Below are 17,421 nucleotides of genomic sequence, written 5' to 3'. Positions count from 1 at the left end.
ACGCTGCCATCGATGCTCCTTACGCCTTGGTGACACTTTTGTAAGGAAGCGTCTCCGCAGGTGAAGGGCACAGAGAATGCCAGCCTAGTCCAAGTAGTCCACGTAGTGGGACCTGTCGGCGGGAAAGGCCAGCGTGACGCGCGTCCACGAGCCGGGCTCCGACTCGATCGAGACGCCCAGTCCCATCTTGCCGCAGAGGCGCCTGGTCAGGAACAGGCCCAGACCCGTCGACTTGCTCTGTCCGCCCAGGCGACCGTTCTTGCCCACGAAGCCCTTGTCGAACACCCGCGGAAGGTCCTGGGGCTCGATGCCCAGTCCGTTGTCCTCCACGCGCAGAAGGACCAACTCCCTCGCCTCGCCGACCGAGTCGCGCGAGGCGAGGAGCCTCAGGCTCGGCGTACGGCTCGAGCCCTCCGGGGCACGGTACTTGGCCGCGTTCTCGAACAGCTGGCCCAGGATGAACGCAACCCACTTGGGATCGGCGAAGACCGGGACGTCAAGCCCTTCTCGCTCGACGGACATGCCCGCGTCGATAAGGGTGCGCGCATGGGCGCGCAGCGCATCCGAGACGATGTCCCGGAGCATGACCTCGCGGATGGAGTAGTCGCGGTCGACGGTGGCGGAACGGGCGTAGAAGAGCGCCTGCTCGACGTAGCCGTCGATGCGGATGAGCTCGCGGGATATGTCGGAGGAGACCTTGCCGGGGTTGTTGTCGACGATGAGGCGGGCGGCAGCTATGGGGGTCTTGGCCTCGTGCACCCAGGCCTCGATATACTCGCGGTACTCCGAGGCCTCCCTCATCGCGGACGTTGCGCGGGCGTAGCCCTCGCGCGAGACGGCGTCGAGCGCCTGCCAGCAGACCTTGCCCTCGGCAAAGCCGGGCTCCTCCACGAGGTCGCTCACCGCAAGGGCGTCGTCCGCCGCGTCGCCTACCGCGCGCGAAACCGAGCGCCAGAAGTCGGAACGCCTGCCGTAGTCGAGCACGAGCCCGAAGACCAGCGCGGCCAGCATGAGGGCGAGGACCAGGACGCGCACGTCCCTCTCGACCCCAACGCCCACGAGCACCACCCAGACCAGGAAGGCCGATAAGAGCGTGGGAATGACCATGAGAGTCCTGTCGCCCAGGTATCGGAAGAATCCCCAGCGCATGCTACACCGAGTAGCCCTGGCCGCGGTGTGTGACCAGATAGTCGGTGACGCCCAGTCTGGCGATCTTCTGGCGCAGGCGGTTCACGTTGACCGTGAGGGTGTTGTCGTCCACGAAGGCCCCGGAGTCCCAGAGCTCCTCCATCAGGGTCTCGCGCGGGACGATGGTCCCGCCAGCGCGCATGAGGGTGCAGAGTATGCGCAGCTCGTTCTTGGTGAGCTCGACGCTCTGGCCGTTCGCGCTTGCAAGCGAGCGCAAGGCGTCCACGCTCAGGCAACCGCTGGTGAGGACGGCGCCAGACATGCCGCCGGCACGGCGCAGCAGCGCGTCGATGCGCGCCAGGAGCACGTGGCTGCTGTAGGGCTTGGCCACGAAGTCGTCGGCGCCCAGCGTCATGCACATGACCTCGTCGACCTCGCCGGTGCGGCTGGTGACGACGATGATGGGGACGTCGGAGCGCGATCGGAGCTCCCGGCAGACCAGGGTCCCGTCCACGCAGGGAAGGTTGAGGTCAAGAAGGACCAGGGCGGGCGAGAAGGACAGCGTCGAGGCCGCGACATCCTCGGTCACGTCGACGGCGACGGCCTCGTGTCCGTTCTTCTGGAGCAGCTCCGCAAGGGCAGCGCGAATGGACTCGTCATCCTCTACTATCGCGATGCGCGCCATGGTCCTCCCGTCAGTCGCCTGTTCGCAGCAATTATGGCACAGCGCGCAGGCGCGGCAAGGCGCGGGACGGGACGAGCCGATGCTGCCGTCAGAGCGCCTTGCCCTTCCTGCCGTCATGCGGGAATCCGTCCATGCAATAGTGGCGGTAGTACGAGGCGAGGTCGTCTCCGAACACGGCACGCAGGTCGGCGTTGTTGGCGCGGTAGTAGTTGACGTCGAAGTTACGGCTCGCCGTCCTGCCCTCCGCCATGCCGTACTGTACGAAGTGCTGAAGGGCCTTGCCGTCGTCGCCCTGTGCGTAGGTGCGGACGTCGGGGTTCATCTGGAGGTAATAGCGTGCGTCGAAGACCAGACCGTAGTCGAAGCCGTCGTAGCGCGTGCCGGTGTTGGCGGCCACGCGGCTGGTGAGCTTGGAAAGGCTCTGGTCGAACCAGGCCATGCGGTTCGAGAGCCAGTCCTTCAGATACAGCACGTTGTCCTGCCACGTCGCCAGGGGCTTCATGGTGTTGCCAAAGTGGCTCAGGCCAAAGACGACCTCGTTCATGCGTTGGGACGCGGCAATCTCGCTCTGATAGCTCGAGATGCTGCGCAGGATCCCGGACGGACCCTTGGCGTCACCCGCGCCCAGGAGCACGTCTGCGACGAGCGGCCTGAGCTCCTGGGTGTAGAGCGTTCGCACCCGCGCCATGATCGTGGGGTTGCTCACCACCCACTCGCCACTCAGCAGGACGAGGTTCTGGTAGGAGCCGAACGCCGAGTCGCCCAGGTCGGTGCGGATGCCGTAGGCGCCGTCGAAGTCCCACAGAGGCGAGGCGACGAGGACGTTGCCGGAGCCCGTGGAGTCGGACGCCTTGTAGAAGTAGGTCGACGAGTAGAACGCGTCGATGTTCTTGGTGAACTCGCTCACCAGATAGGTCCTGGCAAGGGAGTCAAGTTCGAACGAGAAGCCCTCTCCCAGGTTGAACCTGCCGGCGGAAGCATTGTTGATGGCCTCCTGGACGGCCTCGCTGATGTAGCGCACGACGTTCTGCGAGGCGACCTCGGGACTCTTTACCACGAAGGTGCCGACGCTCGTGTCGAACCAGCACTTCTCGTTCTTGCCGTAGGCGGAGTCGATCTCGAGCAAGTAGCCGCCCGTGATGTCATCGGGATCGGCCACGCCCTGGGCGTAGTGGTACTCGTATCCGTACTTGTTCTTGTCGCTGGCAATCGGGGCGGTTTCGAGGTCAAGCGAGCCGTTGGCCTTCTCGATGGCCTTCTCGAGGTCGTCGATCTCGACGCGGCCGTCACCAATCTCGACCTTCTCGCACAGGACGTAGGTGCCGCGGTACTCGCCGTCGTAGTAGAGGTCGACGGGCTTGCTTTGCACCCCGACCATTCCCAGCTCGAGGGCAAGGTCGTACGAGATGGTGTTGTGCAGCAGCGTGGCATCGTCGGCGTTGGCAAGGAGGACCCACTTCTTCGCCTTGTTTGACTTGTCGCCGGTCTGCAGCAGGTCGGCCTTCTTGCTCAGCTTGACCTGGTAGGGTTTCTTGTCGCTGAAGGCCCAGGTTGAGTTGCCGCGCCCCTTGATGGTCGAGGCCTTGTCGCTCGCGGGGTCGTCCTCGTCGTAGACGACCTTGCCCTTAGCCGTGACCAGCCGGACCGAGACGGAGGCGCTGGTCGCGTGCGACGGGGACCCGTCGACGTAGGGACGCCCCTCCCCGTCGAGGTCGGCACTGCTTACGAAGAGCGCGTCGATGTTGGCGGAGCGCATGACCACGAGCGGGAACGCATAGCCCTTCTCGCCCACGCGCATGCTCAGGCTGAGCCTGCCGTCGGAGCCAAAGGAGCCCAGGGCATCCAGGCCGACCTCCGCGCCCGGCGCGACCTCGAGCCAGCCACCCCTCCCCTTCAGCTGGACCGTGCCCGCCCCGCAGCCCGGCAGGAAGGCGCTCAGGCGGACCGAGTCGCCCGCGAAGCTGGGAAGGAAGAGGTAGGTGACATTGTCCTTGACGGTCGAGACGACGCTGCGCACCTCACCGGTCTTGGTGCTGACCTCGGCCACAAGATAGGCAGAGCGCTCGGCGTCGGCCGTGTCGAGCGCATACCACGCGACGCCCTCGAGCTGCCAGCCGCTGGCCTTCAGGCTCTGGTGCTCGAAGAGGCTCTGCGTGAAGTTGTGCGAGCCCACGGTTGCGTAGGGGTTGTACTCGCGGTAGACGGCGAGTCCGTCGGCACCGGCGGAGCGCCAGCCGACTCCCTCGTAGTTCCAGCCGGCGTCGCGGAGCATGTCGCGCTCGGCAGACGAGAGCGTGAAGTGGTGGTCGCCGGTAAAGGGGTTGTACAGGCGATAGACCGCATCGCCCTCCTCGGGCGCGACCCAGCCGACGCCCTCGTAGCTCCAGCCGATGCCGTGAAGGTGGTCGCGCTCGAGGGTGCTGGCAGTATAGAAGTGCTCGCCCGTATAGGGGTTGAAGAGTCGGTACATGTCGACGCCGTACGGAGCGACGGCGCGCTCGGGCTCGGCGACGGGGTCCGAGGTCGTGGCAGAGGCGGAGCCGTCGGAGGCGGTAGCAAGCGGCGCGGTCGCTTGGGGTGTTTGGGACGCGGCCTTCGCATCCGCTGCGGCGGCGGGCTCGAAGCCGTCGTCCGGGGAGGGATCGCCGGCCGTGGGGACCGAGTCCTCCCGTGCCGTGGGCAAGCCCTTCTCTTCGGACTCGCCCGCATTGCCCCGATCGGCCGCGGCCTGCGCGGCGGGCGTCGAAGCGGATGCGTCAGGGGCGGCCGCTACCTGGGCCGGTGCGGCGAGGGCCTGCTGCGACTCGACGGAGCCCGCCTCGGCGGCGCGTGCGGGAGTCGCGGCAAGCGCGCCCGTCAGGCCGACGGTCGCTGCGAACGTTACGGGAATGACAACGCGGGCGACGCTGGCCGTGGGACGGCGGGGCGCTGCGGCGGAGGGACGGACCATGGAAAGAGCTCCTCAGACGGATAACGCGTGCGTAGCAAAGCCCCATAGAGACTAGCGCATGCGGGGCGTTTGCACACGTAAAACTACGCAAACGCAGATACTCGACAATGCTGGGAGCATACTTTTTGGGCGGCGCCCATGGCCTTGGGGTATGGTAGGGAGCGAACACACGCCCGCAAGAGACAGGAGCGCCATGTCCGATCAGCCCACCAACGCCGAAAAGACGGCCCAGCAGGCCTACGACGACTGGAGGAGGGGAGTCCGCTGGACGCTGGGATGCCTTGCCGCGTTCCTGTTCGTGACCCTCATCGGCTGGGACAGGGTCGAGGTCGCCACGCATGGATGCTCAGGCGTGGTAACCGTCTGGGTGTGGTGCGCTCCGCTAGCGCTGACGCTGCTGGGCTGCTTCATGGCGATGGCGTTCCTCGCCATGCTCAAGAACGGCATCCGGAAGGTCCTCGACGGGGACTGCGATGCCCAGAAGATGCTCGAGGTCGCCGCCATCTGCCTTGACCGCACGCACCTCCCGGCCTCGCGGCGCAGATCAAAGTGCCTCTACGCCGTCTGCTCGCACGAGCTCGGATACAACGACGTCGCGTTCCAGTGGGCCAACGAGGTCATCTGCGACGCCGGGGCAAGCCTCTCGCAGAGGCTCTCGGCCCTCTCGGTAATCGGGGCCGTATACGGGGCCGCCGGCAAAGCCGAGGAGCTGCGTCGCGTCCGTGACGACGCCGCGGCATGCGTGGCGCGCAGCAGGGTGAGGGGCCAGGCGCTCGAGAGCCGCCAGAACATCGTCCGCGCAATGGATGCGCGCCTTGCCCAACTCACCGGAGACGCCAACGCCTGGCGCACGCACCTTGAGCGCGAGAGCATGGGAGCGTCACAGCAACGCATGCGCGTCCACGCGACGTTCCAGCTCGCGATCCAGTACGAGAGGGACGCCCGGGAGGCCAGGGCCACAGGCGACGAGGCGCGCGCCCGCGAGCTCGAGGCCATCGCAGGCGAGAAGTACGCCCGCGTCGCGCGCTTCGGGGGCACCCTTGCCTGCGCACGACAGGCACAGGCCTGGCTGGACGCCAGACAGGCGTAGGCAGAACCGATCGCGGGCAGGCAGGACTGGGCGCTTCTCCCCTGGCGGCACGGGAGCCTCTTCCCTAGCGCTCGAGGTCTTCGGGACCGAGGTTCTTACCGATAAGGCCCACGTAGGCGCCGGCCGTGGCGTCGTCGGTGCCCTCGCAGGTGACGACCCACTTGTCGTTCTTGAAGAGGATCCTGCCGTCGCCGTAGCCCGGCTGGTCGGCGGGGTCGCTGAGCCCCGTGCCCTTGGGCAGCGCCGCGAGCATGGTGAGCGCGCCTTCGGGGTTGTCGCCCATGGGCGCGTAGTGGAGCGTGCCCGCAAAGAGCTCGACCATCGTGTTGGCGGGGACCAGGTACGCCACGGCGTCCTCGGTGCGCATCGTAAAGTCGGGACCCAGCTGGTCGCGCGTGCCCAGGAACATGATCACGTCGCGCGACGGCAGGTTGAACTCGCTCGCGCGATGGTACTCCAGGCTGTTCATCCGCAGGTTGTGGCCGGATATGAAGCCAAGCTGAACGGGATTCTCGCCAAACAGGGCGCTTGCCAGCTGATGCGCGCCCGGAAGGGCCCAAAGCTCGGGCGCGTCGGGAACGTAGCCCATCCCCTCGGGCACGGGATGGGCCTCCATCACGTCCACGATGCCCCTCACCAGGTCGGCCGGCACGTCGTTCCAGACCCTGCCATAGCGCGCGAAGCTCTTGTCAAAGCACGAAGCGACCCTCATGTGCTCTCCTCTCGGCCGTAGCGAAACCAAGGCAGAGCGTAGGGCACGCGTCCGTGTCGCCTCCCGCGACATTTGTCAGCGTCCGCTCGCGCAAGGCGGACGGCGTCGGATGCCTAGACGACCAGCTCCACGGTGAGTCTGCCACCCACGCACGTCGCCGAGACGCGGCCGCCGTGGGCTCGGGCGATCCCGCGCACGACCGAAAGGCCGATGCCGTGCCCGCCCGCGTATGAGCGCGCGCCGTCCGACTTGTAGAAGCGGTCGAACAGCTCGGGATGGGGACCCTCGGCCATGCCCGCGACGTCGTTGGTGACGGCGATGCTCGCCAGGCCCGAGGCGGAGCTGACGGACAGCTCGACGCGTGCGGAGTCGGGAGAGTGCTTGAACGCGTTGTCGAGCAGGATGGACAGCGCCTGCTCCATCATGGCGGTGTCCGCGTAGGCGACCACGTTGGGCTGGATGGCAAACGAGAAGGACTTGCCCTTCGACTGCGCGACCGCCTCGAAGTCCTCGGCAAAGCCCATGGCCACGGCCGAGACGTCGACGTCGCCCAGGCTGAGGGAGCGCTCCCCCTCCTCCACCTTCGCGAGGGCGACCAGCTTGTCGGTAAGGTCCTCGAGACGCTTGGCCTGGTGGTGGACGCTGCGGGTCCATTCGCTCTCGCCGCTCTCGATCTCGATCACGTCCATGGCCGAGGTGATGACGCTGATGGGTGTGCGCAGCTCGTGGGAGGCGTCGGTCACGAACCGCCGCTGGCGCTCCTGGGCCTCCTCGAGGGGCCGGGTGACCCAGAGGATCAGGGGAATCTCCAGAAGCGCGAAGATCAGCAGACCCAGAAGGCCCATCATGATCGAAGCGTAGCGGAACGAGTCGAAGTAGAAGAGGTCGTCGTAGGCAAAGTAGAAGATGATCATCGTGCCGTCGCCCATGGGGACGACGCGATAGCGGTAGACGCCGTCGAAGCCCTCCATCTGGCCGCTGGCGATCACCTCGTTGGCCATGGCCTCCGCGGCGTCGGTGTCCACCGACGCGATGCTGCCCATGTTCGCGTCGACGATCTCGCTGCCGTCGTTGAACGTAACGGTGAAGTACCGGGCGTTGTAGGGAATCTCCTCGAGCGCGACGTCGTTCAGGCGCGTATTGAACCCCTGGTTGGCGTCAAGGTCGTCGTCGGTGATGCCGACATCGGCGCTCAGGACGCCGCCCTTCGCCTCGATCAGGTCGACAACCGTGTCCACCTGGACAAGGACGTTATTCCAGACCACCAGGTCGAGCGCCGCCACGACGACTGTCAGGACCAGGGCCGTCGCGACGATGGCCGTCAGGTGCATCTTGCGGCGCATGCGCCCGATCGATCCGCCGTAGTCGCGCTTGAGCCACTCGATGAGCCTACTGCGCATGGTCGTCCCCCTCGGGGGCGCTCAGGCGATAGCCCAGGCCGCGCGCGGTGACGATGTCGACCGTCGAGCCCAGGGAGCGCACCTTCTTTCGCAGGTTCGAGACGGTCACGTAGATGGCGCTCGACTCGGTGTCGCTCAGAACGCCCCACACCTCGCGACGAAGCTGCTCCAGCGTCGTGAGCCCCGAGCCGTGCGCGAACAGGATGGCCGCCACCTTGAGCTCGTTGGCGGTCAGGGACTCGTTCGCAACCCCGCACAGGAGCAGCGAGTCGCCCTCGTCGAGCCGAAGGTCGCCAAAGGCCGGGCGCTTGCGTACGGCGCCGGGGCTCGTGTGGGTTATCGCGCGGATGCGAGCCAGGAGTTCCTTGGCCGCAAAGGGCTTTACCAGGTAGTCGTTGGCTCCGGCGTCGAGGCCCGTAACGCGGTCGTCAATCTCGGCACGGGCCGTTAGCATCATGACGGGAAGGTCCCTCCCCTTCTGGCGCAGCGTCCTCAGCACGGTGAGCCCGTCCACCTTGGGCATCATGATGTCCAGTATGGCCAGGTCGTAGCTCTGGCAGTCAAGCTTGTACAGGGCCTCCTCGCCGTCGGCGGCAGCATCGACCTCGTAGCCCGCGTGAGCCAGGATCGCGCACAGCGCACGCGAGAGCTCGGCCTCGTCCTCGGCCAGCAGCAGCCTCATCGGCTCCATGGCGCCTCCCATCACTATACCGTCGCATGCGCGTCGGGCAGCCCGCCGGCATGCGCCTCCTCTCCACCATCCTACCGTGAGAGTGACCATATTTGTGGACGTGCGCACACACATAGATTCGGCTTAGGTTCGTTCCGTAGCATGGCCAATCGTCGGCGGGACATCGCTGCCCCCGACAAAGCGACCCTCCGCCTACGAGTCAGGAGCAAAGATGAACAACGCAGCAGAGAAGAACGTCAACGTTCTGCTCGACAGGGTCTGCCAGACCGCCCAGACGACACCCCAGGCTCCGGCATACCGCCGACTGGGCTCCGAGCCCGTCAGCTACGCGTCCCTGTGGGAGACGTCGGGCAAGGTCGCGGCACTTCTCGCCCAGCTCGCCCCCAACCGCATGCCCGTCGTGGTCTTCGGCAGCAAGGGCCCTCTCATGGTCGAGGCCTTCCTGGGCTGCCTTCGCTCCGGCCACGCCTACGTGCCCGTCGACGGCTCCATGCCCCTCGCGCGCCTGGCCGACATCGCCGCGCAGCTCGAGGCCTGCTGCCAGAGCCCCGTCCTGGTGCTCGCCTGCGACCAGGCCTGCGCCCGTGCCGTCAGCGAGACCGAGCTCGCATTCGCCGACCTCGCCAGCTGCCTCGACGGCATCGAGGCCCCCACTCCCGCGCAGGCCGGGAGCGAGCGCGACCAGTGGGTCGGCGGCGAGGACACCCAATACCTCATCTTCACGTCGGGTTCGACCGGAAGGCCCAAGGGCATCGAGGTCAGCGCCACCGACGTCGACAACTTCGTGGGATGGCTCGAGGGCTTCCCCACCATCCGCGAGGGCGGGCGCACCTTCATGGACCAGGCCCCCTACAGCTTCGATTTGAGCGTGTACCAGCTGGCGGGTGCACTGGCGACCGGCGGGTGCCTGTACGCGATCTCGCCCGAGGCCTCGCATGACTACGCCCTCCTCTTCGAGGAGCTGCGCGACGCCGACCCCGACGTCTGGGTCTCCACCCCGCCCTTTGCGGACCTCTGCCTGGTCGACCACTCCTTCGGAAGCGAGCTCATGCCCAACGTGGGACTCTTCCTCTTCTGCGGCGACACGCTGCGCCACCGCACCGCGCAGAGCCTGAGGGAGCGCTTCCCCAAGGCCCGCGTCGCCAACACCTATGGCCCCACCGAGTCGACCGTCGCCGTCACCTACTGCGAGATCGACGACGACATGCTCGCCTCCAAGGACGCCCTGCCCGTAGGCTTCGCGCGCCCCGGCACCGAGCTGCGCATCATGCGCCGCGCCGAGGACGGCGTCCTTCTGGACGAGTGCGAGGCCGGCGAGACCGGCGAGATCGTCATCGTGGGCGACACCGTCGCCAAGGGCTACCTGGGCGACCCCAAGAAGACCATGGCCGCCTTCGACGAGGACCGTCTCTCGGACGGCACGACCTGCCGCAGCTTCCGCACCGGCGACCTGGGTCATCTGGGCCCCGACGGCAACCTCCACTACGAGGGCCGCATGGGCTCGCTCGTGAAGGTCAACGGCTTCCGCATCGAGTTGGGCGACGTCGAGAACTCCATCGCCGGTCTGGGCGGCATCAAGTCCTGCGCCGTCGTCCCCGTCGAGCGCGGGGGCAGCATCACCTCGCTCAAGGCGTTCGTCGTGCTCGACCACAAGGTGCCCGCGGCCGACGAGTCTCCCCGCGAGCTCCGCCGCCGCCTCGCCGAGCGCGTCCCAGCCTACATGGTCCCGCGCTCCATCAAGGTGCTCGACGACATGCCCCTGACCAACAACGCAAAGATCGACCGCAAGACCCTGATTGCAGGCTAGAACATGACGCTCTTCTCGGACCCCTCGTTCTTCATACTTCTGTCCGGCATCATCGCCGGCGCCGCCGCCCTGGGACTCACGGGGCACTCGCTCAAGCGCTACGGCCTGGTGACCTCCCTGCTCATGCTGGGCCTGGCCTTCTTCCCGACGCCCGTGCAGGGGCTCGCGGCCGCGCTGCACGTGGCAATAGCACTCGTGGCACTGCGCGTCCTTTTGCGCGACCCAAAGGGCAAGGCGCGCTTCCGCCTCTGTCTGGCCGCCGTGCTCGCCCCGCTGGTCATCTACAAGGTCGGCGCCGTCTTCGGCCAGAACCTCCTGGGCTTTTTGGGCATCTCGTACCTGACCTTCCGCGCCGCCCAGATGCTCATCGAGGCCCACGACGGGATCATCAGGGAAGCGTCCCAGCTGGACACCCTGTACTTCCTCGTGTTCTTCCCCACCTTCACCTCGGGGCCGATCGACCGCAGCCGCCGCTTCCAGGAGGACCTCGACCGCCCCATCGAGCGCTCGGAGTACGCCGAGATGCTCGCCAAGGGCATCCTGCTCATCATGGGCGGCATGGTCTACAAAATCGTGTTCGCCGCGGTGTGCAACCGCTACAACGTGGCCGAGGCGTGGGATGCGACGAACTTCTGGTTCTCGCTGCTCATCCAGGTCAAGAACTGCTACGCCTACGGCCTGTACCTGTTCTTCGACTTCGCCGGATACTCGATGATGGCCATCGGCACCAGCCTGTGCCTGGGCATCCGCACGCCGCGCAACTTCCGCGCGCCCTTCCTGGCGACGAGCATCAGCGACTTCTGGAAGCGCTGGCACATCACGCTCTCCGAATGGCTGCGCGACTTCGTCTTCATGCGCCTGCTGCGCGGCCTCATGCGCCGCAAGACGTTCAAGAGCCGCCTGACCACCTCGCAGGTCGCCCTGATTTGCAACATGACACTCATGGGCGCCTGGCACGGTCTCACGCCAGACTACCTGCTCTACGGCCTCTACCACGGGCTGCTCCTGGCGGCGAACACCGCGTGGGAGAAGGGCGCCTTCCACAAGCGCCACCGTCACCAGACGTGGTACCGCGTCTGCTCTTGGTTCGTCACCATGCAACTTGTATTCTTTGGCTTCGCCCTGTTCTCCGGGCAGCTGTCCAAGCTCGTGAAAGGAGCATAACCATGTCGGAAGCAACCGCATCCGCCGAGACGCTAGACAAGATCATCGACCTGCTCGAGGAGGTCAGCGGGGAGGACGACGTCCGCGACCACCTGGACGAGGACCTCTTCGACCTCGGCTACCTCGACTCCATGGGGGCCGTCGAGCTCCTGCTCGCCATCGAGGATGAGATGGGTGTCTCCATCGCCCCCACCGAGGTCCCGCGCGAACAGATGAACACCGCGAATCTCATCGCATACCAGGTCGAGCAGAGGCTCGGCTAGGCAGCGCGCACGCAACGATCCAATTCGCATCGGAGTTTCCATGAGCACCACCGCCACGAACACAGACAAGAGGCAGGACGCGGCCGCGGCCCCGGAGGGCACGCCCCTCTCGCCTGAGCCCTCCATGGTCCGCAGGACCTTCCTCGCCGCCACGGCAGGGGGCCTGGCAACGCTGGGGGCAGGCCTCGCCGCCACAAACGCCCTCGTGCTCCCCCAGGCCGTCGAGAACTACAACGACGGGGTCGACGCGAACCAGTGGCGCCTGTTCGACTACGTCTACGGCAACACCAAGTCCGAGTCCTGGGAGTTCACGGCCACCAACATGTCGCGCACGGGCAGGCTCTGCTTCGGCTCGTCTGAGTTCCACTACTCCGCGCCGCTCATCCCCCAGTGCCCGCAGGCCGTGTTCGGCGAGCACAACACCGGCGTCGACCTGACCTACGTGGGCGAGGCCTACGACCAGTCGCTGTGGAACGCCATCGCCGCCGGCGCCTACGCCCAGGCCGACATCCCCAATCGCGACGTGGCGCTGTTCGTCTCTCCGCAGTGGTTCTTCAGGGGCAACGGCGCCCAGAAGAAGTTCAAGTCGAAGTTCTCCTACGAGCTCTACCGCGCGTTCTGCGACAACACGCAGGTCTCCGAGCAGACGCGCTCCTACGTGCATGACCGCCTGCTTGCCCTGGGCATCGACAAGGCCACCCTGGCCGACTGCGAGCAGGCAACCCCCATCGACGAGCTGAACGACCTCGTCATCCACGCGCAGAAGGACGCCAAGCTGCGTCTGGGCATCAACGACCTCGTCAGCCAGGCGCCCCTGTTGTCCGAGGAGCGCAGGAGCGGCACCTGGTCCGGAGAGCCCGACTGGGACGCGCTCCTGGCACAGGCCGACGAGACGGGCTGGCAGATGAGTGCCAGCAACGACATGGGCATCTACAACGACTACTGGAAAGCGCACTCTAAGCAGGTCGGCGAGTACAAGCAGAGCTTCGACGACGCCGAGCTCGAGTTCGCGGACTTCCAGGCGCTGCTGGACGTCTGCCGCGAGGCGGGCCTGAGTCCCATCGTCGTGCTGATTCCAATGCACGGCGCCTGGTACGACGACCGCGCCTACATCGACGTGGACGAGCGCCAGGGTTGGTACGACCGTATGATCGACATCTGCGACCAGAACGGCCTGCCCTATGCCGACTTCCAGAGCTGCGAGTACGAGCGCTACTTTTTCTGCGACACGGTCCACCCCGGCTGGAGGGGCTGGGTTCGCATCGAAAAGGCCCTCTACCACCACTTCCTGGGACAAGACGACGAGTTCCTGGGCGGCAAGGGCCACGGGCAGGTGACGGGCCAGGGTCTCGTCACCATGGGCGACCAGGCCAAACAGCAAGAGTAGCAGACCGCAGCCGACGGCTCGGACCGGCAGTAGGAAGAAAGCGAGAAGGACATGTCATCCTCGAAGGAGTTCACTCCCCTTGCGGACGCCAAGGAGCGCGTCCTGGCCTATGGGAACAGCCACTGGCGCCTGAGGTGCCTCGGGGCGGCGCTGCTCGTGGTCCTCATGGGAGCGCTGCTGGTGTGGTTCACGTCACTCTCCGGCTTCAACGAGCCCGCGCAGTTCGTCTACGCGGGGTTCTAGGGCGCGCGACGGCCACGGGGCCGCGCACCCATCGACAGGCACGCCACTCGGGGCCGCCTCTGCGCGGCTCCTCTTCATGGCGCATCCCCGCATCGCTTGCCATGGCGCACCCACCGGCCGTCTGGCATTAGACGCGGCGCCCAACAGCGCTTTTGGCATGGTACATTTGTAAGAAAGTTACATAGCAGCGTTTTCGTCAATCATCTGGCGAAGGCCGTCCAGACACGCAACCCCCACCGCAAGAGGGAGGGCATCATGTCGGCTCGACACATGGCGCAGGGCACGCGACCCAAAGAGACCGCTCGCCTCAACCCCCACGCGAAGCACCCCGCAGCAGTAGAGCCCAAGATGCCCATGCCAGGCCTGCTCAAGTTGATCGTCGCGCTGATCGCCCTTAACCTCATTGCCTGTACGACGTCGATCGCACTCTGCGTCCTCCAGGGGGAGGCCGCCGCGACCCTCCCCGACGCCATCGTGGGATGCGCGCTCGACCTCGGCCTCCTCGTCGGCGTGATCAGGCGCCAGCCCAACGCGAGGACCATGGGCGTGACGCTGCTTGCCATGAGCATCACGTTCTCGGTGGCGTCCTACGCGGGGACCGCCTCCCCCAACCTCCTGGAGATCGTGGGCACCAACATTCCCGACCTGCTGCTCCTGCTCTACTTCGCCACGTCGACCAAGTTCAAGATGTACCTGGGCATCATTCCGTCGACCTATAGGGTCGACGGGCGCGGCCTCAGGATATCGCCCAAGACCGGCCGTCCCTATACCCCCGGCATATTGAAGGCGTTCTGCGCCTACCTCACCCTGGGGTCGTTTTTCCTGCTCATGACCCTCGTTGCCACCTCGCGCGACATAGTCTCCTACAGTCCCACGCTCCTTCTGCGCTTTGCCGACCTCGTCTTTACGGCGCTCTTCCTGTGGATGACGGTCAGGCGCCTGCGCGTGGGACGCGCATGGATCGTCTTCTTCACGCTGTTCAACATGGGCGTCGGGACGCTCGGCCTCTTCGTCACGGGAGAGCTCGAGCCCATCACGCAGGCCGTCAGCATGGTTCCCGACGCACTTCTCCTTGCCTACGCGCTCTTCTCGAGGAAGCTGCGTGGATTCTACACCGAGGACTTCACCCTCGAGCTCGACCGCGAGCTGAGCGAGGACTCCAGCGACCCATGGCACTACAAGATCAGCCGGCGCGGCTGGCCCTTCGTGCGAAACCTGGCAATCTACTACTGCGTGTTCTCGCTCATGGGCCACTGGATGGAGTGCGCGTTCTGCACGCTCATCCGCCTGGGCCTGGTGCACGGCGACTTCGACCCGTCCAACACCATGCTGTGGCGTGACTGGTTCTACCCCTTCCCCATGGAGGGCCTGGCCGCAGTGGGCATCGCGCTGGTGCTCCACCCGCTGTGGCAGTGGCTGCGTCAGCACATCCGCAACAACGTGCCCGTGTACCTGCTGAGCTTCCTGGCGAACATGGCCTTCTGCACCGCCATCGAGTACGTGATGGGACAGTTCGTCAACGCAGACCTGCAGCTCTGGAACTACTCCGACATGCCCTTCAACTTCCAGGGCATGATCTGCCTCCAGAACGCCGTGGGCTTCGGCCTCGTCGCGAGCCTCATCGCCTGGATCGTCTACCCGATCATGGAGTGGTACATCGCCCGCATACCGCACAACGTCATGAGCGTGGCCTTCGTCGCCATCCTGGCCGCCTATGCCATACCGCAGACGCTCTACCTGACAGACCCGCCCGTGCCCGCAGAGGTGTCGCTCCGGCAGATACTGGACGACCCCGACTCGACGGACGAGGAACGCGCCGAGGCGCAGAGGGACCTTGACAAGCTCGGGGAGCTCGAGCGCCAGAAGGAGGAGGCGCACGCGCAGATCGAGGCGCAGAAGGCGGCCGAGAAGGGCGCGGGCAACCAGCCCTAGCGCCTCGCGCAGGCGCGCGCTACAGCTTGCTCGCGAACGGTGGCAGGAGCCTGAGGAGGCGCGTCAGGACGACGGAGCCCGCGACCCCCACGACGACGATGGTAAGCTGCAGGACGGGAAGCGGCAGCGTCACGAGCGCCGGCACGCGCAGGATGACGTGACCGAAGAGCGGGTGCAGCAGGTAGATGCCGAAGCTGTCACGAGCGAGGGTGCGAGCGAGCCCGCGCTCGCGCATCGGCCGCTCAAGAAGGGACCTGATCGCGACGAACGCCAGCACCGAAAAGGGCAGCGCGAACGCGTACTCCGGAAGCGCCAGCTGGCTTGCCAGCTCGGGGTCGAAGGCGAAGGCCACGAGGTTCGCGGCGAGCGCGAGGGCGCCCGCGCCGATCACCTTGGCGTCGAGCTCAAGATAGGTGCTGGCGTAGTAGCCCGCCAGGTAGTAGACCACGGGCGAGCCCGTGCCCAGGAACGCATAGAGCTTCGTTCCCGCCACGAGGTCGATCGTGGGCGCCACGCACAGCAGCGCATAGCCCACGAGCGCGACTATCGCAAGGTCTCGCTGCGTGGCGACCCTGACGTAGGCAGAGAGGATCGGCGTTATCAGGTAGAGCCCGATGAGCGCGTAGACGTACCAGAGGTGCCCCCACGAGAGCCCCTGGAGCAGGTTCAGGAAGGCCGCCTGGAAGGTCAGCAGCCCGTAGAAGCCGAAGCTCGCGACCAGTTCCATGACGCAGAAGGCAAAGCCTATGGTCAAAAGGATGAAGGCCATTCTCCAGACGTAGCGCCCGACCTTCTCGAGCGTCATCTGCCGGCCCGGGTCGAGCAGGAGCGCACCCGACACCATGAAGAACACCGGGACGGCCCAGCGCGTCAGGGGCACGCAGAGGACGTCCTCCGCCAAGAAGAGCGCGGCATTCCCCTGATGAAGCTCGGGCACGAGCCTGGTGGCCACGACCGCATGGAGACATACGACGGCGAGGGCACCCAGTACCCTCGCCCACTCGTAGCTCTGTATTGTCTTGCGCTCGGACATCGAGCCTACTTCAGGCCGCCGTGCTCGGCGACGAAGGAGTCGACCTCGTCCCACGTGGGCATTGCCGCCTGGGAGCCGACCTTGCCGACGCAGAGCGCGGCGCAGGCGGAGGCGTAGACCATGCTCTCGCGCAGGTCGCCGCCAAAGGCCAGGTGCGCGACGAGCTCGCCCAGGTAGGCGTCGCCCGCGCCCGTGGTGTCGACGGTGTCCACGCGGTAGGTCGGGATCTTTACGTACTTGTCGTCGATGAGGGCTACCGAGCCGCGGCGGCCGAGCGTGATGACGGCGTTCTTGACGCCCTGGGCGTCGAAGTACCACAGGGCGTTCTCGCGGGCCTCGTCGTTGGTGGGGTCGATGCCCGTCAGGAGCTCGCACTCGCTCTCGTTGACGCAGAGGAGGTCGAGGGCCTTGTAGACCTCGGCGGGGATGCTGCGGGCGGGGCTTGCGTTGAGGACCGTGTAGAAGCCGTTGCGCTTGGCGCACAGGATCGACTGCATGGTGGTCTCGAAGTCGCCCTCGAGCTGGGTCAGGAAGATGTTGCCGGTGCCGGAGAGGCCGTGGATGGCGGCGCGAACCTCCTGGTAGGTAATCGAGGCGTTAGCTGCGGGATCGACGACGATGCGGTTGTCGCCCTCGGCGCGGATGACAACCGCGCGGCCCGTCTGCTCGGTCTCGGAGACGCTGACGTTGGTGCAGGCCACGCCGTGGCGCGCGAGGGAGGCCACGAGCGCGCGGCCCTCGGGGTCGTCGCCGACCTTGCCGACCATGAAAGTGTCGGCGCCCATGCGCGCCGCGGCGACGGCCTGGTTGCCGCCCTTGCCGCCGGGCGTCGTGAGGAACTTGTCGCCGATCTCGGTCTCGCCGCGACGAGGGACGGTGCGGCACTGGACGGACATGTCCATGTTCAGGCTACCGAACACGATTACCTTATGCATA

General features: G+C 66.3%; 15 protein-coding genes. 7 read left to right on the top strand and 8 right to left on the bottom strand.

The features are described from left to right. Positions 1-84: 84 nt before the first annotated feature. From B5D13_RS01475 to B5D13_RS01465, 3 genes are read right to left on the bottom strand one after another with little or no spacing between them, the layout of a single operon-like run. Positions 85-1,149 carry a sensor histidine kinase gene (locus B5D13_RS01475; RefSeq protein WP_078686517.1) on the bottom strand — a complete coding sequence of 355 codons (1,065 nt, stop codon included), beginning with the start codon at positions 1,147-1,149 and terminating at the stop codon, positions 85-87. A gap of 1 nt (position 1,150) precedes the next feature. Next, positions 1,151-1,930: a response regulator transcription factor gene (locus tag B5D13_RS01470; protein WP_369821279.1), complete on the bottom strand. Its 780-nt coding sequence runs from the start codon at positions 1,928-1,930 to the stop codon at positions 1,151-1,153. Then, entirely contained in the window at positions 1,902-4,763 is a 2,862-nt protein-coding gene (locus tag B5D13_RS01465; RefSeq protein WP_078686515.1) for a CotH kinase family protein, read from the bottom strand. The genes B5D13_RS01470 and B5D13_RS01465 overlap by 29 nt, the downstream gene beginning before the upstream one ends. A 193-nt stretch (positions 4,764-4,956) precedes the next feature. Between B5D13_RS01465 and B5D13_RS01460 the strand changes: the two genes are divergently transcribed. Continuing rightward, complete coding sequence (locus B5D13_RS01460) at positions 4,957-5,853, top strand: hypothetical protein (protein ID WP_078686514.1); 897 nt, start codon at positions 4,957-4,959, stop codon at positions 5,851-5,853. A gap of 64 nt (positions 5,854-5,917) precedes the next feature. Here the strand turns inward: B5D13_RS01460 and B5D13_RS01455 are convergent, their stop codons facing one another. From B5D13_RS01455 to B5D13_RS08685, 3 genes are all read right to left on the bottom strand, one after another. Continuing rightward, positions 5,918-6,565, bottom strand: coding sequence for a DUF4867 family protein (locus tag B5D13_RS01455; RefSeq protein ID WP_159443962.1), 648 nt, complete (start codon positions 6,563-6,565; stop codon positions 5,918-5,920). Positions 6,566-6,678: 113 nt separating this feature from the next. Then, on the bottom strand, positions 6,679-7,965 hold the full coding sequence (locus B5D13_RS01450) for a sensor histidine kinase (RefSeq protein WP_078686512.1): 1,287 nt from the start codon (positions 7,963-7,965) through the stop codon (positions 6,679-6,681). Continuing rightward, positions 7,955-8,656 carry a response regulator transcription factor gene (locus tag B5D13_RS08685; protein ID WP_159443961.1) on the bottom strand — a complete coding sequence of 234 codons (702 nt, stop codon included), beginning with the start codon at positions 8,654-8,656 and terminating at the stop codon, positions 7,955-7,957. The genes B5D13_RS01450 and B5D13_RS08685 overlap by 11 nt, the downstream gene beginning before the upstream one ends. A gap of 211 nt (positions 8,657-8,867) precedes the next feature. Between B5D13_RS08685 and B5D13_RS01440 the strand changes: the two genes are divergently transcribed. From B5D13_RS01440 to B5D13_RS01415, 6 genes are all read left to right on the top strand, one after another. Further along, entirely contained in the window at positions 8,868-10,463 is a 1,596-nt protein-coding gene (locus tag B5D13_RS01440; RefSeq protein ID WP_078686510.1) for an AMP-binding protein, read from the top strand. A 3-nt stretch (positions 10,464-10,466) separates the two neighbouring features. Continuing rightward, positions 10,467-11,627, top strand: coding sequence for a D-alanyl-lipoteichoic acid biosynthesis protein DltB (gene dltB / locus B5D13_RS01435; protein WP_078686509.1), 1,161 nt, complete (start codon positions 10,467-10,469; stop codon positions 11,625-11,627). Positions 11,628-11,629: 2 nt separating this feature from the next. Further along, entirely contained in the window at positions 11,630-11,890 is a 261-nt protein-coding gene (gene dltC / locus B5D13_RS01430) for a D-alanine--poly(phosphoribitol) ligase subunit DltC (RefSeq protein WP_078686508.1), read from the top strand. A 40-nt stretch (positions 11,891-11,930) separates the two neighbouring features. Beyond that, entirely contained in the window at positions 11,931-13,277 is a 1,347-nt protein-coding gene (gene dltD / locus B5D13_RS01425; RefSeq protein WP_078686507.1) for a D-alanyl-lipoteichoic acid biosynthesis protein DltD, read from the top strand. A gap of 51 nt (positions 13,278-13,328) precedes the next feature. Further along, positions 13,329-13,520, top strand: a complete 192-nt coding sequence (locus B5D13_RS01420; RefSeq protein ID WP_078686506.1) for a hypothetical protein — start codon at positions 13,329-13,331, stop codon at positions 13,518-13,520. Positions 13,521-13,775: 255 nt separating this feature from the next. Then, positions 13,776-15,452 (top strand): putative ABC transporter permease, encoded by a 1,677-nt coding sequence (locus B5D13_RS01415; RefSeq protein ID WP_078686505.1) that lies wholly within the window; start codon positions 13,776-13,778, stop codon positions 15,450-15,452. 19 nt (positions 15,453-15,471) lie between these two features. Here B5D13_RS01415 and B5D13_RS01410 read toward each other — a convergent pair whose 3' ends face one another. Both B5D13_RS01410 and B5D13_RS01405 read right to left on the bottom strand, forming a co-directional pair. Then, complete coding sequence (locus B5D13_RS01410) at positions 15,472-16,485, bottom strand: acyltransferase (protein WP_078686504.1); 1,014 nt, start codon at positions 16,483-16,485, stop codon at positions 15,472-15,474. 5 nt (positions 16,486-16,490) lie between these two features. Continuing rightward, a complete protein-coding gene (locus B5D13_RS01405; protein ID WP_078686503.1) occupies positions 16,491-17,420 on the bottom strand; it encodes a ribokinase in 930 nt (309 codons plus the stop codon). Between the last annotated feature and the right edge of the window lies 1 nt (position 17,421).

The sequence above is a fragment of the Olsenella sp. KH1P3 genome, assembly GCF_900167315.1.
Lineage (GTDB): Bacteria > Actinomycetota > Coriobacteriia > Coriobacteriales > Atopobiaceae > Olsenella_J > Olsenella_J umbonata_A.
The sequence above is the reverse complement of the archived record's forward strand: the minus strand, read 5'-3'. Positions and strand labels throughout refer to the sequence as shown.

Excerpts from the sequence above, each read along its gene's own strand:
- B5D13_RS08685 (WP_159443961.1), bottom strand. The coding sequence starts at position 8,656 with ATGGAGCCGATGAGGCTGCTGCTGGCCGAGGACGAGGCCGAGCTCTCG.
- B5D13_RS01410 (WP_078686504.1), bottom strand. The coding sequence starts at position 16,485 with ATGTCCGAGCGCAAGACAATACAGAGCTACGAGTGGGCGAGGGTACTG.
- B5D13_RS01415 (WP_078686505.1), top strand. The coding sequence starts at position 13,776 with ATGTCGGCTCGACACATGGCGCAGGGCACGCGACCCAAAGAGACCGCT.
- B5D13_RS01470 (WP_369821279.1), bottom strand. The coding sequence starts at position 1,930 with ATGACGGCAGGAAGGGCAAGGCGCTCTGACGGCAGCATCGGCTCGTCC.
- B5D13_RS01460 (WP_078686514.1), top strand. The coding sequence starts at position 4,957 with ATGTCCGATCAGCCCACCAACGCCGAAAAGACGGCCCAGCAGGCCTAC.
- B5D13_RS01440 (WP_078686510.1), top strand. The coding sequence starts at position 8,868 with ATGAACAACGCAGCAGAGAAGAACGTCAACGTTCTGCTCGACAGGGTC.
- B5D13_RS01455 (WP_159443962.1), bottom strand. The coding sequence starts at position 6,565 with ATGAGGGTCGCTTCGTGCTTTGACAAGAGCTTCGCGCGCTATGGCAGG.
- B5D13_RS01450 (WP_078686512.1), bottom strand. The coding sequence starts at position 7,965 with ATGCGCAGTAGGCTCATCGAGTGGCTCAAGCGCGACTACGGCGGATCG.
- B5D13_RS01405 (WP_078686503.1), bottom strand. The coding sequence starts at position 17,420 with ATGCATAAGGTAATCGTGTTCGGTAGCCTGAACATGGACATGTCCGTC.
- dltB (WP_078686509.1), top strand. The coding sequence starts at position 10,467 with ATGACGCTCTTCTCGGACCCCTCGTTCTTCATACTTCTGTCCGGCATC.
- B5D13_RS01465 (WP_078686515.1), bottom strand. The coding sequence starts at position 4,763 with ATGGTCCGTCCCTCCGCCGCAGCGCCCCGCCGTCCCACGGCCAGCGTC.
- dltC (WP_078686508.1), top strand. The coding sequence starts at position 11,630 with ATGTCGGAAGCAACCGCATCCGCCGAGACGCTAGACAAGATCATCGAC.
- B5D13_RS01420 (WP_078686506.1), top strand. The coding sequence starts at position 13,329 with ATGTCATCCTCGAAGGAGTTCACTCCCCTTGCGGACGCCAAGGAGCGC.
- dltD (WP_078686507.1), top strand. The coding sequence starts at position 11,931 with ATGAGCACCACCGCCACGAACACAGACAAGAGGCAGGACGCGGCCGCG.
- B5D13_RS01475 (WP_078686517.1), bottom strand. The coding sequence starts at position 1,149 with ATGCGCTGGGGATTCTTCCGATACCTGGGCGACAGGACTCTCATGGTC.